Below are 15460 nucleotides of genomic sequence, written 5' to 3'. Positions count from 1 at the left end.
GTGGATCAAAAAAAGGTGGAAGCGCTAAGAGAGAGAATATCGCAGGCTTCACATATCACAGTACTCTCAGGTGCAGGTATGAGTACAGAATCGGGTATTCCTGATTTTAGATCAACGGGTGGATTGTGGACGGAAGATACTTCTCGCATGGAGGCGATGAGCCGGTCCTACTTTTTATCAAATCCTCATCAATTTTGGCCGAAATTTAAGGAATTGTTTCAGATGAAAATGAGCGGGGAATACGAGCCAAATAGCGGGCACATCTTTTTAGCCAGCCTTGAGCAACAAGGGAAGCGTGTGGATATTTTTACCCAAAATATTGATGGTCTTCATAAAAAGGCGGGAAGCCAGCACGTATATGAACTCCATGGTTCCATTCAAACGGCTACTTGTCCATCCTGCCAGGCGGTATATGATTTGCCTTATTTGTTAAAAGAAGAGGTGCCTGTCTGTCAAAGGGTTTCCTCTGATGGCAGTACGTGCGGACGTGTGCTAAAAACAGATGTTGTTCTTTTTGGAGATATGGTCAAACATTTAGACCAAGTGGAGGCATCACTTCAGAAAACGGACATGCTCCTTGTCATGGGGACTTCCCTAGAAGTAGCGCCAGCAAGATATATTCCAGAAGACGCAGCTCATGATCCTTCCATCTTCATGGTGATGATGAATTTGAGTGAAACAGAATTCGATCCGCTTTTTGATCTTGTCTTTCATGAGCGAATTGGCGATCTCGTGAAAGCTTTATAAATCATTAAAAAACCCGCAACCTAAAGGTGCGGGTTTTTCTTTATTGCTGCAGCGGCTTCATTGTTTCATCAAGAACTTCAAATGTATAGCCCTTTGCCTTTAGCTGCGTGATTAAGCTGCTTAAGTATTTTGCTGTTGCCGGCTGATCATGCATTAAGATGATTTTTGGTTCTTTTGGATATTTTGTTTCCAGCACTTGTAGCTGATTTAATACCTCTGGTACATATTTTGAGCTTTTATATTTCCAGTCCAGACTGTCAATGGTCCAGTCCCAGTAGACAAAGCCTTTTTGTTTTAAACGTGCTTTTTGCTGATCGGTTAAATTGGGGGTGCTGCCATAAGGTGTTCTTACAAGATGGGTATACTCACCTGTGACAGAAGCCAAAATGCGCTGATCTTCCTTCATCTCGTTAACAGGAGAATCACTTTTTTGATAAAAGCGTTTCACATCATGGGTAATACCATGAAGCCCTAATTGATGTCCTTCTTGATGGAGTCTTTTCACAGCTGCCGGGTGTTCTTTAATCTGCGGCCCGAGCATAAAGAATGTAGCCTTCACTTTTTGCGCTTTTAGCACATCTAACAGCTGATTTGAAGTCGCTGATGGACCATCATCAAAGGTTAAAAAGATTGTTTGATCCGTTACATGTTTATTAGAATCGATCTTAAAATGTGCATCTAATGTTTTCCTAGAAGCATCTTTTGCTTTCATACTAGTGCTTGTGTCCCTAAATTGACTGCTCGCAGACAATTTCGCCGGCTGATCTGCTGCCTGCATATTGGTTTTGGACATATCCCAAATAAAAAAGAGGATCAGTGTTAGAATGACAAAACCAATCGCCTTTGAGAGCAGCATTGTGTTTGAAGGTGTCTGTTTTTTTTTAACCCGTTGCATTACAATCGCTCCAATAAATCAAAAATTTGTGTCGAATCATGTAGTAGATTCTGTCTTTTTCCGCTGTTTTTTGTCATGTTTATATGGTGTCAGTATACAGGAAAAAAGAGCCTATGAATATAGAAGATGCTAAAAAATTGGAATCTTTTTGGTTATGAATCTATATTTGTTACAATAGAAAGTTATCCATTTCATATGATGTGAAATAATTCTGAATAATCATTGAAACGTACTCATTTATCCGCTAAGATAGCATCAGATTCAACCATTATTGCAAAGCGAAGGGGAGATTCCATATGAAAGTATTGTACAATGGAGATTTCATTGAAAAAAAAGATGCACATGTTGATATTGAGGACAGAGGCTATCAATTTGGTGACGGAGTCTATGAGGTCATCCGAGTATACAATGGTACTTTGTTTACGTTAAAGGAGCATACAGAGCGTCTGTTCAAGAGTGCAAAGGAAATTGGTATTCATCTGCAAGGTACAGTATCTGATATGGAAGAAAAGTTAAAACAGCTCGTCGCTCACAATCAATTAACAGATGGCGGTGTGTATATTCAAGTCACGCGGGGAGTCGCTCCTCGTAAGCATCAATATAGCGATTCTCTCACTCCTCAAATCACGGCATATACGTTCCAGGTGAAAAAGCCTGTTCAAGAGCAGACAGCTGGTGCAAAGGCCATATTATCTGAGGATCTTCGCTGGTTAAGATGTGATATCAAAAGCTTAAACCTTTTATATAACATCATGGAAAAGCAGAAAGCATCTGAAGCTGGTGCGTTTGAAGCAATCCTGATAAGAGACGGCTTTGTGACCGAGGGAACCTCCTCGAATGTATATGCCGTGATTGATGGCGTGATTCGCACTCACCCTGCAAACAATCTCATTTTAAACGGCATTACCCGTAGAAAGCTGCTGGAGGTATGTGAGGCAGAAGGATGTACTGTTGAAGAAAATCGAATAAGCAAAGAAGAACTGCTGCGCGCTCAGGAAATCTTCATCAGCTCGACGACGGCTGAAGTCATTCCGATTGTTGAAATAGATGGCGAGCCAGTAGGGAAAGGCGTTCCAGGCGAGCTGACAAAGCGCGTACAGGAAGGCTTCCAGCAAAAAATTAAACATGAAAGTGAAGCATCGATCTCTTCATAAATAAAAAAGGCTGTAAACATTCGTTTACAGCCTTTTGTGATGCATTTATTTCACAATAAGCACAGGTATATCTGATTTTGCTGATAACTTTTCACTCACACTGCCAAATAGCATTTTTTTTAATCTGCTTTGGTCACGTGCTCCCATGACGATGAGGTCTGCTGATATTTCCTCAGCATATTCGATAATCGCTTCTGCTGGTTCTCCCTCCACAATTTCAATGGTAGCCTCAAACTGCTCCTCATTTAAAAGCATTCTTGCTTCTGCGACGACCTCTTCTGTATGGTCTTCAAAAATCAAGGGACTTTGCTGTTCATCATGAGGCACATACACAGGGGGTGTTTGAAGATCTGCCGTACCGCCGCCGATATAAGCTCCGCCAGTCATTGGGCGCGGTGCATCAAACACCTGTCTGCCTGTTTTACCATCATGGGCATAGGCAACGGTCAGCTTGGCATGCAAGGTTTTGGCTAAAGCGATTGCCTTTTTTAATGCTTTCTTACTGTCTTCATGTCCATCAAACGCAACGACCATCCGATCAGCTTGAAACAATGTCCTCATTCCTTTCAAAAGGAGTCTTTACACTCATGGTATACCCGTTATTAGAAAAAGATACACATAAGGGAGATTGATTTTTGTTAGAAAATTTCATTTATTGAAAAATATTTATTGACAAAATGGTGACAGCCACTATAAGATAAAAAAAGATTCAAGAGCCAAAAGGAGGAAATGTCATGTGCAACATTGGAAGAATGAAATCAAACTGCATGAATGGGTTGATTCACGTGACAATTACACCTTCATTGGTCATTGAAAAGGAACTCGTATGTTCCAATTGATCGGATGAATCAAGGCGTATGTTGCGTATTTGTCAACATGCGCCTTTTTACATGACGAAAAGAGGCGTACCAGCCAGCTGGTGGCCTCTTTTTTTGTTGTATTCATTTCGCATTCCGAAATAAAGGGATGGAAAACAACAAGTAAATGAAGAGGAGTGAAAGCATGTGAACATGCCAAAATCAAGACAAATGATAAAAGCCCAAAAAACGAAACAAGGTGACTTGCAGGAAAATTTAGAAAGCGGCTAGCTTGAAAAGGAGAGACAAACATGTTTTCAGTATTTGCGAAATTAGGCTGGTTCTTTAAACAAGAGTGGAGGCGTTATACAATCGCTATTACGCTTTTGCTCATTGTGAATGTGCTTGAAATGCTGCCGCCAAGATACCTTGGCCAGGCAGTGGATGACATTCGTTCTGGTCAATTTACAACATCCAGTATTTTGTTTTATGTGACCATTTTTTGCTTACTAGGTGTCGTCGTCTATACACTTACATATTTTTGGATGTATCAGTTATTTGGCGGCGCAAATGTCATGGAGCGTGTGATGCGCGGGAAACTGATGCGCCACTTGCTGAAGATGACACCGACCTTTTATGAAAAGAAAAAAACCGGTAACTTAATGGCATTAGGAACAAACGATTTAAATGCTGTAGCCTTAACGACAGGCTTTGGCGTTCTGACCTTGGTTGATTCCACTGCTTATATGCTGATGATCTTCTTTACGATGGGTCTGACAATTAGCTGGAAATTAACCTTAATGGCGATTATCCCTATGCCGCTGATGGCGCTCTTAATTGCGTTTTATGGCAGCAAAATCCATGAGCGCTTTACTGTCGCTCAGGATGCATTTGGTGATATGAACGATCGTGTTCTTGAATCAGTGGCAGGCGTTCGAGTCATTCGGTCTTTTGTACAGGAGAAACAAGACGTCAAACGCTTTCGCGAAATGACAGATGATGTATTCCAAAAAAACATGCGAGTGGCGATCATTGATTCCTTGTTTGAACCGACAGTGAAATTACTTGTGGGGATCAGCTACTTAATCGGAATCGGCTACGGAGCCTATCTCGTATTTCAAAGTGATTTAACCATTGGGGAGCTTGTTGCATTTAACGTCTATCTTGGCATGATGATCTGGCCAATGTTTGCGATCGGCGAATTGATTAATATTATGCAAAGAGGAAATGCGTCGTTAGACCGGTTGAATCATACACTCAGCTACAAGCCGGACGTAACAGACGCTGCTCAGCCGAAAACGTTACAAGAGCCTGGAGATATTGAGTTTGATCACGTGACATTCAGGTATCCAACTTCACCTAAAGATAATCTCATTGATGTGTCCTTTAACGTTCGAAAAGGGCAGACGATTGGGATTACAGGCAAAACGGGAAGCGGCAAAACGACCATTGTCAAACAGCTTCTGCGCCAGTACCCGGCAGGTGATGGGCAACTATTGCTATCAGGTGTTCCAATCCAAGACATTGAATTAGATCAGTTATTTCAATGGATCGGATACGTACCGCAGGATCATATTCTTTTCTCAAAAAGTGTCGAACAGAATATGCGCTTTGGTCATCGGGACGCGAAACAAGATGAGTTAGCACAAGCAATCAAAGATGCTTACTTTGAAAAGGATCTACGTCTTCTGCCAGAGGGTTTGGAGACCATGGTTGGGGAAAAAGGTGTTGCGCTGTCAGGCGGACAAAAACAGCGAATATCCATTGCACGTGCTTTATTAATTGATCCAGACATTTTAATTTTGGATGATTCATTGTCTGCGGTAGATGCAAAAACAGAAACCGCTATCCTAGAAAATCTAAGACAAAACCGTCATGGCAAAACGACGTTTATTACGACTCATCGCCTATCAGCTGTTGAACATGCGGATCTCATTCTTGTCATGGAAGAAGGACGCATTGTCCAAAAGGGCACTCACAACGAGCTCATCCAGCAGGATGGGTGGTATAAAGAACAATTTTTGCGTCAGCAGCTGACAAATCAGCTGGAAGGAGGGGATGAGGCATGACAACAGGACGAAGACTCCTTGCCTACGCACTCCTATATAAGAAAGTACTGTCTGTTGCCTTAATCTTTCTAATGATTGCAGTTGGTGCTGAGCTGACAGGACCGTTTATTGGGAAGAAAATGATTGATGATCATATTTTAGGTGTAGAAAAACCGTATGTCGAGGTCAATGAAAAGACAGACAAAACCGTTTATTACCAGGGAAATAACTATATACGAAGCGATCGATTAAACAATGGACTGGATTCTGGAAAGCAAATCAATGTGGTGCAAGTCGGGTTCGGTTACTACTTTGTGAATGAGCCGATTCGTTTTGATGGAAACAGAAAGATATCGGGAGATCAGCTCACCATTGATAATGGGAACGAGCGTGAGACCTATGAGGTACAGCGCTTATCAAAAGAAGAGATTTTTGCTTTTTATCAGCCAGAAATCAGTGGTTTGGTGCAGCTTGTTCTATTTTATCTAGGGCTGCTCATCGTTGCGATTTTCTTTCAGTATGGGCAGCATTATTTGCTCCAGAGGATTGCAAATCGAATTATTCAAAAAATGAGGGTAGACGTCTTTGAGCACATCCAAACGCTGCCGATCCGATATTTTGATAATTTACCGGCTGGAAAGGTTGTCGCGAGAATCACCAATGACACGGAAACCATTCGTGACCTATATGTCACAGTCCTTGCTAATTTTGTGACGAGTGCCATTTACATGATTGGGATTTACATTGCCATGTTTTTATTAAATGTGAAGCTGGCACTCATTTGTTTGGTAGCAGTACCGATTATATTCCTATGGTCGATGACTTACAGAAAGTTTGCATCCGTGTACAATCACCGAATTCGTTCGATCATCAGTGAAATCAATGCCAAGTTAAATGAAGCCATTCAAGGGATGACCATTATTCAAGCGTTTCGTCATGAAAAAGCGACGAAAGAGGAATTTGATGAGCTGAACAACAATCACTTTCGGTATCAGCGAAAGATGCTGCATTTAAATTCACTTCTTTCACATAACTTGGTTAACCTGCTGCGAAATTTAGCATATGTGGCGCTCATTTGGTATTTTGGCGGTGCGTCATTAAGTGCGACAGGCATTGTGTCCATTGGTGTGCTCTATGCGTTTGTCGATTATTTAAATCGATTGTTTCAGCCGATCACAGGTATTGTGAATCAATTCTCTAGGTTGGAGTTAGCAAGAGTTTCATCGGAAAGGGTTTTCCGATTATTAGATGAACCCGGTACAGAGGTGGAAGAACCTGTTCAGAAGAAGCTGGAGGGACACGTTCAGTTCAAAGATGTCACCTTTGCTTATAATGAAGGGAAAAATGTCTTAAAGAACATTACGTTTGAAGCTAAGAAAGGTCAAACGGTTGCACTTGTGGGGCATACTGGTTCTGGGAAAAGCTCGATCATGAACTTGCTGCTGCGTTTTTATGACATTCAGCAAGGAGACATTCTCATAGATGGCGAAAGCATTTATGATCAGTCGCGTCAAACGCTGCGTAAACAAATGGGCATTGTGCTGCAAGATCCGTATTTATTTTCGGGAACGATTGCCTCCAATGTCAGCTTAGGAAATGAAGACATCAAAAGAGAAACCATTGAATCCTCATTAAAGCAAGTAGGCGCAGCAGAGTTATTGAAGCATCTGCCGCAAGGCTTTGATGAACCAGTCGTTGAAAAGGGAAGCACCCTTTCCTCAGGGGAACGTCAGTTGATTTCATTTGCGCGCGCATTAGCGTACGATCCAGCGATTTTAATTTTAGATGAAGCCACCGCCAACATTGATACAGAAACAGAAGCGATCATTCAGCGGGCGCTTGATGTAGTCAAAGAAGGACGAACGACTTTTGTGATTGCTCACCGATTATCCACGATTAAGAAAGCCGATATGATCTTGGTGTTAGAAAAAGGTGAAATCGTCGAGCGTGGCAGTCATGAACAACTCATGCAGCAAGAAGGGCTGTATGCGCAAATGTATGAACTGCAAAAAGGCGCTGTTGCAAACAGTTGATGAATAGTAGAAAAAAGAGCCTCTTCAAATTGAATGAGGCTCTTTTCCTTTGCATGAAAAAGTCGACGACTTTTACAAGTTATATCGTTTGGACAGGCTGCAACATCAATAAGCGATGCCGACGCGTTGATGCACAAATTCCTTCGAATTTAACTGCTGATATAAAAAGTGTGCGGTATCTTCAACTGAAATTTTCTTTCCATCTATAGGGAGAAAATCTTTCTCATAGCGATATGACCGTGTCACTTCTCCATCTGGTAAATAGGTTGGACAAATAATGGTCCAATCTAGATCAGTTGATTGAAGGATTTCAAACGCTTTCGCATGCTCTTTAGCTGCTCGGGAAGTAGTCCGCTTTGATTCATTTGTTTCAAAACGGTAAAGCTCCGGCTGCTGCCTTGCTTTTAAAATACCTGCTGTACCAATTGTAATAATTCTAGATGTATTTGTTTGCTTCATGGCTTGTACGATATGCTCCATTGAAACAGATAATGTATCATCACCATCTGTTGATAGACAGCTCACAACAATATCTGCTCCTTTCATTGTCTCAAGCACATCTTCTCGATTTCTTGAATTGCCGGTGACTTGAAACATACCCGCAAGCATTTCTTCTCGGTTTGTCCGAATCAATGAACGAACCATGTAACGATCATCTACTTGAACGAAACGAAGAAATGCTTGTCCTACACGTCCATGAGCACCGAAAAGAGCTATTTTCATCTGTTCGATCCCTCCACTACATACTATAAGTGAAAAGAACCCAAAATGGTACAACTTTTATGTGATGCTTTTTTTATAAAGGTGAAAGGACCGAATACTATGACCATATTCACATAATAGAGAGATCCCTACAAATTGTAGAAGTTCAAAGTTCATACCGGAAATAATGTCCATGAAGATCCGCCCCTTTCTACTACATGATATGAGCTGAAAGGAGTTTGGTGAGGGATAAAAACAAAAAAAGAAGACACCATAAGAGGTGCCTTCTATGATCCAGGTATGAAATTAAGCTTTTGTTCCGCCAAGGTTTTGTTGAGCGAAAGACACAAGACGTTTTGTAATTTCTCCACCAACTGAACCGTTAGCACGAGATGTTGTTTCTGCTCCAAGGTTTACACCAAATTCAGAAGCGATTTCGTATTTCATTTGATCGATCGCTTGCTCTGCTCCAGGAACTAGTAATTGGTTTGAACTATTAGAATTTGCCATGATGTGATTCTCCTTTTTGTATATGATTTATTTTTTTGGTTGGGTTTGCTGGAATCGCACCAGCGAAATGATCAAGTCATTTGCCACTTGGCGAAACCCAATGCAGTAACTGCTTTGTACTAAGTATTATGGTTATTTCCGAAAAAAACATACGAGAAAAGAACATGGTAAATGTTGTGTGAACATACAAAAAACCATCACCCAATAATGAGTGATGGCGCTGCTTATATCTCTTTTTATTCAGCAGAGCGGATGCGCAGCTCTGTATCTGAATCAAAGAAATGGGCTTTGTTCATATTAATCGCAAGAGGGATAGACTGTCCGGCCTGTACATCGGTACGAGAATCAACACGTGCAATAAACGATTGATCATCGATAGAAGAGTAAAGCATCGTTTCTGCTCCCATTAATTCAGCTACCTCTACGTTAGCATTAATTTTTGTGCCTTCAGACGCCTCTATAAATACTGGTTCATCGTGAAAATCTTCTGGTCTGATGCCTAGTATGACATCCTTTCCAATATAGCCTTGGCTGCGTAATACTTTCATTTTTCCCTCTGGTACACGAATGTGAGTTTTTCCAACCGCGATGGCGCCGTCAGAGAGCTTTCCTGTAAAAAAGTTCATTGCAGGTGAGCCGATAAATCCACCTACAAACACATTCTCTGGGTTTTCATATACATCTTTCGGTGCTCCAACCTGCTGAATAAAACCATCTTTCATCACAACAAGGCGGGTTGCCATTGTCATGGCTTCAGTCTGATCATGTGTCACATAGATAAATGTCGTTTGCAGACGCTGATGAAGTTTAGAAATTTCAGCACGCATCTGAACACGGAGTTTTGCATCTAAATTAGAAAGCGGCTCATCCAAAAGGAAAACCTTTGCATCACGTACAATCGCTCTGCCAAGGGCAACACGCTGTCTTTGACCGCCAGACAGTGCTTTTGGTTTTCTGTCTAAATATTGCTCAAGCCCCAATATTTTAGCCGCATTTCGAACACGCTCATCAATCTCTGCTTTCGGAAACTTCCGAAGCTTTAATCCAAAAGCCATATTATCGTACACATTCATATGAGGATATAATGCATAGTTTTGGAAAACCATTGCGATATCCCGGTCTTTCGGTGCTACATCATTCATCCGTTTTCCATCTAACAGAAAGTCTCCTTGTGAAATTTCTTCTAGACCTGCAATCATGCGAAGGGTTGTTGATTTTCCGCAGCCTGATGGACCAACAAACACAATAAATTCTTTATCTTCTATATGTAGATTAAAGTTGTCTACTGCTGTTACCTTGTTATCATACACTTTATAAATTTGATTCAGCATTATTTCAGCCATTTGATGTCAGCCTCCCCAGTTTCTCTTTTTTGAAAGCGCTTTATTGTTGAATAAAGTGTATAAAATGGGGAAGAGTCTGTAAATGGACAACGTGCACAACATCCTATTTTCATTTTTGGGCAGGATGCTCATACCTTCGTTTTTTATGAAAGATCGAGTAGAGTCATCATTAAATAAGCAGCCGATGCTTCTGAAAAATGTCGTATATCTAGCCCAGTGCGCTCAATAAATTTATCAATTCGATATTGAAGACTGTTTCTGTGAACATATAATGCTTTTGCTGCTTTGGATGCGTTTAAATTACATTGCATATAGGTCATGAGAGTGCGGTAAACATCTCGGTCAACAATCGCTTCTTTAAAAGCATCTGATATAGCATGAGAGAGGACAGATGCATCATAACAAATGAACGATGGTAGGCATTGATAAAATGTGGCAACCCCTGATCTAAGCTTTTCTCGCTGCATGTGGCATACAAAGAGCTGTTGTTCATTTAATAATCTCATCTGTAAATGGTCATTTGGCAAATGCAGCTGCCCTTGTATAAAGACTGAGTCTGTTAAAAAATCACTTGTAATGGCCAGAGACAAATCATTTAATTGATCTAATTGACTATTTTCTGATGTAGCGTTTGGTTGAATCAGCATAGCTGTTTCAGGGCCTGTCCATATGAAATGAGTATGTTCGAGGCTGTTATTCACAGCCTCTTTTATTTGCTGTCTTTGTTCCTCTTGATGGATCATTTGAAAATAATAAACACGGACGGGATGTTGGACAGTTAGTGGTTTGTTTTCAAAAAGATAGCTGAACCATCTTTGTTCACCCTCGGTATGCGCTTTTTGAAATAGATCAATCGGTGTAAGAAAAGAGTTGAGAAGTAGTGTTTCTCTTGCTGTAATCTCCGATTTGTCTACTCCAAATATTTCGCCTTCGTCTGTTTGATACCAAAGAATTTGTTTGTCATGAGTAGGTGTACTGATGATATGGTCTCCGTAAACAAGTTTTAATTTTTCTAACATGGCGGGGCTCCTTAAACAGTTTAATCATAGACATGGAATAGCATTAATTCGTGGATTTCTTCTTTTAAGGTTGGTTCAACTTCATGGGGCGGAAGCTGAGAGCCCCATTCAATGTCACCTGTTTTGTGGTAGATGCCTTCATAATGCGCACCATTGTGGAAAAAGGATATTTTCCAGCCTGGCAATTGTGCTTTCTTAAAAAGAGGTTTCCATTGAAAATGAGAAATCATATCATCATTGCCTCCTTGCTTTTATTGATGAAACAATAAACAAACACGACAACACGGAAACAACCTTGAACTTGATTTTATTGTATCTCATCTCATGAAAAGAGCATAGAAAAAGCATAAATTTAAGGGCACGACATGTGGCAAAAATGTAGTCAGTAGACGTTCGCGTGATTTGAAGTGGTGAGTGCCGTTTCTGAAAGGTAAGATGCGTAACCCATGATTCTTTTCCCAATCAGCCATTCTGATTTTTTCAAAGAGCCATGCTGGAAAATCTCTCGGCCAGGGCGAGAATTGGCCTCAAACATCCAAATGGCGCCTGTTTGATCAATGCCTAAGTCAAAACCGATTTCACCAATATGCCCGGTCATTTTTTTATCTATTACTTGGCTAAGCGTGATGGCAGTATGAGAAAGCTGATGTAAAATCTGCAAACGTTTCTTTTCTTCTGGAAAGACAGCATAAAGTGTTTTCACCGTTCCGCCGTGTAACTGGTGAGTTGTGATGGTGTGATCTCCAGAAATTTTTGCTGCTGCTGCTGTGACTGTCCAATCACCGTCTTTATTTTTATTCGTATGAACTCTGAAATCCATCGGCTGATTATCTATTTGAAGAAGCTCAATGCCTTGTTGTGCAATAAAATCATGAATTGCATGATCTTTTCGCAGCCTTTGAACAAACTGATCTATTGAATCATATGGAATAGCCCTTCCAAAATTTGAGCATACAGTGATTCCGTGATTTTCCTTTTTTAACCGATAAATACCGTCTCCATGACTTCCATTCGTCGGTTTTAAGTATATAACTTGATGCAGGTGGAGAAGTGTTTCAATTTTACTTAGAGCGTCCATGGGATCTAATTGTACAGAATGTGGGAGAAAGGACCATGTTTTTTCATCTGTTAATAGCTGTTCATGAATCTCCCATTTATTAAAAAAGTAAGGGTTGAACCAAGGGATATTATAGTCTTGGGTGAGTTTTCGCTTCGTTTCTTGAATGAGTGCTGACTGAGCAGCTTTTCTATTTGGAAGACGGTCATAAATGACTGACGGCAGGGGAAGCTGTTTTTTAACCCATGAACCTTGCTGGTACAACAATCCTTCTACAATTCCTTTTTCCCAATCAATAGAATGTGACCCAAAAAGATAGGCAAAACCAGCATGCTGTCTGAAAGAATTCAGCAGTTTGATAAAGAATTGTGATCTTGTTCCTAATGGCTGCGTGCTTTGCTCAAAACCTGCAGTGAAAATGCCCATCAACGGCCCTATAAAAAGTGTATGGTCAATGATGATCACATCAGCTTTTGATTGGTAAGGAATCAGTAAATCTCTGTATAGATCTTCAGATAATAATATTTTCTTTGGATGCTGATGATAGGAAATGTTGAAGCCATCAACTAAACGAGACCCTAGAGCAAGAGAATAGATGGCCTCTTTCTGTTTATAATGGTCTGGAAGATGAATTGTTTTTTCACTTGTGAGGTGTGGGGCGATGATGCAGCGATTTTTGTTCATAAGAAACCTCCTTCGGTTGAGACATCATCGATTGCGCATGTTCAAGAATGGTACGAATCAATTGATGTTCCTTTTCAGGGTAAACTTTTAAAAAAGCGGACCGTCCTGGCTTTGATCTGACATTTGATATGAACAGCCTGCCTTCACTTGTATGAAGTAAGTCTACTGCGAATTCAAAGCAAGGAGAGTACGTTTTATCTATATAAGCTGGAATTGATGCCTGAATGGATGCAATATCATCTAAAAGGAGCTCCTTGATGTGTGGCTGCAATGTATGTAGATAGTGTTCAAAGCCTATCACAGGATCCGATTTTTGTGTATAACTTAAAAGACTATTTTCTGCAGGTGATTTTGTGTGAATCCCCATGCGTTTCCATTGATTTTGTGAATCTTTCATAAGAAAAATCCTGATTTCATTAAATAAAGGTTCTTTTTGATCACTCGTGTTGAAAAATTGAAGGAAATACCGGCCTGCATATTTTTTGCACCAGCGCTCCATCTCTGACGCCCGAGAAAATGTAATGGTTTGATTGGAACTTAGCTGAACGGTGAATGTTGACTTGCCATCAAAGGAAATGAAGTAAGTAGATGCTGCATGCTGCTGGGAGAGAGGCTGCATTCTATAATAACCGCCAGCCCCGCACTCCCTTACCATATTGATCAGATCTGAGGGCTCTTTTAATAAAGAGCAGCCAGGTAAATATGGCTGTAAAGCAGAGAGGAGGCGGAGCTGTTCAAATAGCACCATTTTATTTGAAATGCCGGTATTCAAAAAATCTGTTTTTGGATACTTTTTTAGCCATTCCATGATGGGTTTTGCTTTTTTAGATTGTGCGTCATGCCGGTAAAGACATCGATCGTATATCAAATCGGGAATCGGAAACTGTGCGTCGGCAAACCCTTGGTCATTCATATATGTTTGACCTTGTATCAAATTTGAAGCCGGCTTTAAATCAAGTGGTGTAAAACGAACAACCTTTAAATGATAAGAAGAGGCAGCTTTGGCGAGCTGACGTGTAAATGCCTCTTCATACTGCGGAGAAAGGGTTACAATACCTAATGTTGTCATTAAAAAACACCTTCTTTTCAACTTCTTTTTTTACCATCACAAAAACGTTTTTTTATGATTTTACTTAAAGCTTGCGCTCCTTTATCATTACGACAGATCGCTTGATCATATGTCTCGCTGCATACTTCATTTGCTTGGAAACTTGACAACAACTATAATACGTATAGATCAAAACAATAAACATCGGGTGTTGTTTGAAAGGTAGATGACGACTTTGAATATATTCACAACGTTTATCTTTATGATTGTTATCGGCGCAGTCATAGGAGCAGCGACAAACCATCTTGCAATTAAAATGCTTTTTCGGCCTTATAAGCCATATTACTTATTCGGAAAACAGCTTCCATTTACACCAGGGCTTATCCCTAAAAGAAGAGACGAAGTAGCCAAGCAGGTTGGTGTCATGGTTATGGAGCATTTGCTCACGCCAGAAGGTATTCAAAAGCGATTTGAATCATCCGAGGCAAAGCAGGAGATCCTGCGTACAGTCCATCGATATATTGACAAAGGCGCAAATATGGAGATAACCGTATTCTCCCTGCTAGAAAGATTCGGCGTGACAGAGGCTGATGTCAAAGCAGATAAATGGCTCCATCAGTGGTCTGATCAGAAGCTCAAATCACTGCTTGAAACATATAACCAGCAAACTTTATCTGAATTGCTCCCTGTAGAAGTGGAAAACAAAATATCATCGAAAATTCCAGATGCAGCAGATTATATTTTAAAGAGAGGCATTCATTATTTTGAAAGTGATGAAGGCAAAGCAAGGCTTGGCAATATGATTGATGATTTCTTAAAAGAACGGGGAATGCTTGGCAGTATGGTCCAAATGTTTCTAGGGAATTCAAGCTTAATTGATCGTGTACATCCCGAAATCATCAAGTTTTTAAGAAACGCAGAAACAAAAAGATTTTTATCAGATTTGCTTGTTCAAGAATGGGACAAGGTGAAGCAATTTTCTCTTCATGAGCTTGATGAAAAATGGAATGTGAAGGAACTTATTTTTAGTGTGAAAAATCAATTGCTTTCTCATTTCTCTACAAAGCTGATATTAGACAAACCTGTTGGGATATACGTCAGTGCTGTCGCGGATGATCTTAAAACACACTTTGCGCCAGTGTTGATTGATAAGGGGATCGGAGCGGCTTCAAATGCTTTAGAGGGTCTGCTTGCTAAGCTGCAATTTGAAGATATCATTCGTGAACAAATTGAACTTTTCCCGCTTGAAAAAATGGAAGAGCTAGTAGTCAGCATCTCCAATAAGGAGCTGAAAATGATTACATTTCTAGGCGGTCTTTTAGGCGGGATGATTGGTGCTATCCAGGCTGTTTTTGTGGCTCTATTCTAAGACAAGCTAGAGAAATTTTAATGAATTCATTGTATATATGTGAAACGAAAGCCA

The 15460-nt window shown here is 40.5% G+C and carries 14 protein-coding genes; 5 read left to right on the top strand and 9 right to left on the bottom strand.

Features of this window, described 5'->3' with window-relative positions:
* Positions 1 to 15: 15 nt before the first annotated feature.
* Positions 16 to 747: an NAD-dependent protein deacylase gene (locus tag AC20OE_RS11855; protein ID WP_064498568.1), complete on the top strand. Its 732-nt coding sequence runs from the start codon at positions 16 to 18 to the stop codon at positions 745 to 747.
* Positions 748 to 787: 40 nt separating this feature from the next.
* On the opposite strand, the gene AC20OE_RS11850 is transcribed toward AC20OE_RS11855, so the two are convergent.
* Complete coding sequence (locus AC20OE_RS11850) at positions 788 to 1642, bottom strand: polysaccharide deacetylase family protein (RefSeq protein ID WP_039177516.1); 855 nt, start codon at positions 1640 to 1642, stop codon at positions 788 to 790.
* A gap of 296 nt (positions 1643 to 1938) precedes the next feature.
* Between AC20OE_RS11850 and dat the strand changes: the two genes are divergently transcribed.
* Positions 1939 to 2796, top strand: a complete 858-nt coding sequence (gene dat, locus AC20OE_RS11845) for a D-amino-acid transaminase (RefSeq protein ID WP_059375309.1) — start codon at positions 1939 to 1941, stop codon at positions 2794 to 2796.
* A gap of 45 nt (positions 2797 to 2841) precedes the next feature.
* Here dat and AC20OE_RS11840 read toward each other — a convergent pair whose 3' ends face one another.
* The gene (locus AC20OE_RS11840; RefSeq protein ID WP_064498248.1) at positions 2842 to 3348 is read right to left on the bottom strand and encodes a universal stress protein; all 507 of its coding nucleotides are present in this window, start codon (positions 3346 to 3348) and stop codon (positions 2842 to 2844) included.
* A gap of 556 nt (positions 3349 to 3904) precedes the next feature.
* Here AC20OE_RS11840 and bmrC point away from each other — a divergent pair.
* Both bmrC and AC20OE_RS11830 read left to right on the top strand, forming a co-directional pair.
* On the top strand, positions 3905 to 5662 hold the full coding sequence (gene bmrC, locus AC20OE_RS11835; protein ID WP_064498249.1) for a multidrug ABC transporter ATP-binding protein BmrC: 1758 nt from the start codon (positions 3905 to 3907) through the stop codon (positions 5660 to 5662).
* Positions 5659 to 7674: an ABC transporter ATP-binding protein gene (locus AC20OE_RS11830; protein ID WP_064498250.1), complete on the top strand. Its 2016-nt coding sequence runs from the start codon at positions 5659 to 5661 to the stop codon at positions 7672 to 7674. The genes bmrC and AC20OE_RS11830 overlap by 4 nt, the downstream gene beginning before the upstream one ends.
* A 105-nt stretch (positions 7675 to 7779) precedes the next feature.
* Here the strand turns inward: AC20OE_RS11830 and AC20OE_RS11825 are convergent, their stop codons facing one another.
* The 7 genes from AC20OE_RS11825 to AC20OE_RS11795 all read right to left on the bottom strand — a co-directional run bounded on the left by AC20OE_RS11825 (position 7780) and on the right by AC20OE_RS11795 (position 14058).
* Entirely contained in the window at positions 7780 to 8397 is a 618-nt protein-coding gene (locus AC20OE_RS11825; RefSeq protein ID WP_039177527.1) for an NAD(P)-dependent oxidoreductase, read from the bottom strand.
* A 285-nt stretch (positions 8398 to 8682) separates the two neighbouring features.
* Complete coding sequence (locus AC20OE_RS11820) at positions 8683 to 8886, bottom strand: alpha/beta-type small acid-soluble spore protein (RefSeq protein WP_024425744.1); 204 nt, start codon at positions 8884 to 8886, stop codon at positions 8683 to 8685.
* 236 nt (positions 8887 to 9122) lie between these two features.
* On the bottom strand, positions 9123 to 10229 hold the full coding sequence (locus tag AC20OE_RS11815) for an ABC transporter ATP-binding protein (RefSeq protein WP_064498251.1): 1107 nt from the start codon (positions 10227 to 10229) through the stop codon (positions 9123 to 9125).
* Between the two features lie 143 nt (positions 10230 to 10372).
* The gene (locus AC20OE_RS11810) at positions 10373 to 11248 is read right to left on the bottom strand and encodes a helix-turn-helix domain-containing protein (RefSeq protein ID WP_039177533.1); all 876 of its coding nucleotides are present in this window, start codon (positions 11246 to 11248) and stop codon (positions 10373 to 10375) included.
* A 20-nt stretch (positions 11249 to 11268) separates the two neighbouring features.
* Positions 11269 to 11478, bottom strand: a complete 210-nt coding sequence (locus tag AC20OE_RS11805) for a YheE family protein (RefSeq protein WP_003211787.1) — start codon at positions 11476 to 11478, stop codon at positions 11269 to 11271.
* Positions 11479 to 11630: 152 nt separating this feature from the next.
* Positions 11631 to 12989 carry a YheC/YheD family endospore coat-associated protein gene (locus AC20OE_RS11800; protein ID WP_487268877.1) on the bottom strand — a complete coding sequence of 453 codons (1359 nt, stop codon included), beginning with the start codon at positions 12987 to 12989 and terminating at the stop codon, positions 11631 to 11633.
* Complete coding sequence (locus AC20OE_RS11795) at positions 12946 to 14058, bottom strand: YheC/YheD family protein (protein ID WP_039177539.1); 1113 nt, start codon at positions 14056 to 14058, stop codon at positions 12946 to 12948. Before AC20OE_RS11795 ends, AC20OE_RS11800 begins: the two co-directional genes overlap by 44 nt.
* A gap of 214 nt (positions 14059 to 14272) precedes the next feature.
* Between AC20OE_RS11795 and AC20OE_RS11790 the strand changes: the two genes are divergently transcribed.
* Positions 14273 to 15406 (top strand): DUF445 domain-containing protein, encoded by a 1134-nt coding sequence (locus AC20OE_RS11790; RefSeq protein WP_041089636.1) that lies wholly within the window; start codon positions 14273 to 14275, stop codon positions 15404 to 15406.
* The last annotated feature ends 54 nt before the right edge of the window (positions 15407 to 15460 follow it).

The organism is Bacillus sp. SRI_025 (assembly GCF_057592095.1).
The sequence above is the reverse complement of the archived record's forward strand: the minus strand, read 5'-3'. Positions and strand labels throughout refer to the sequence as shown.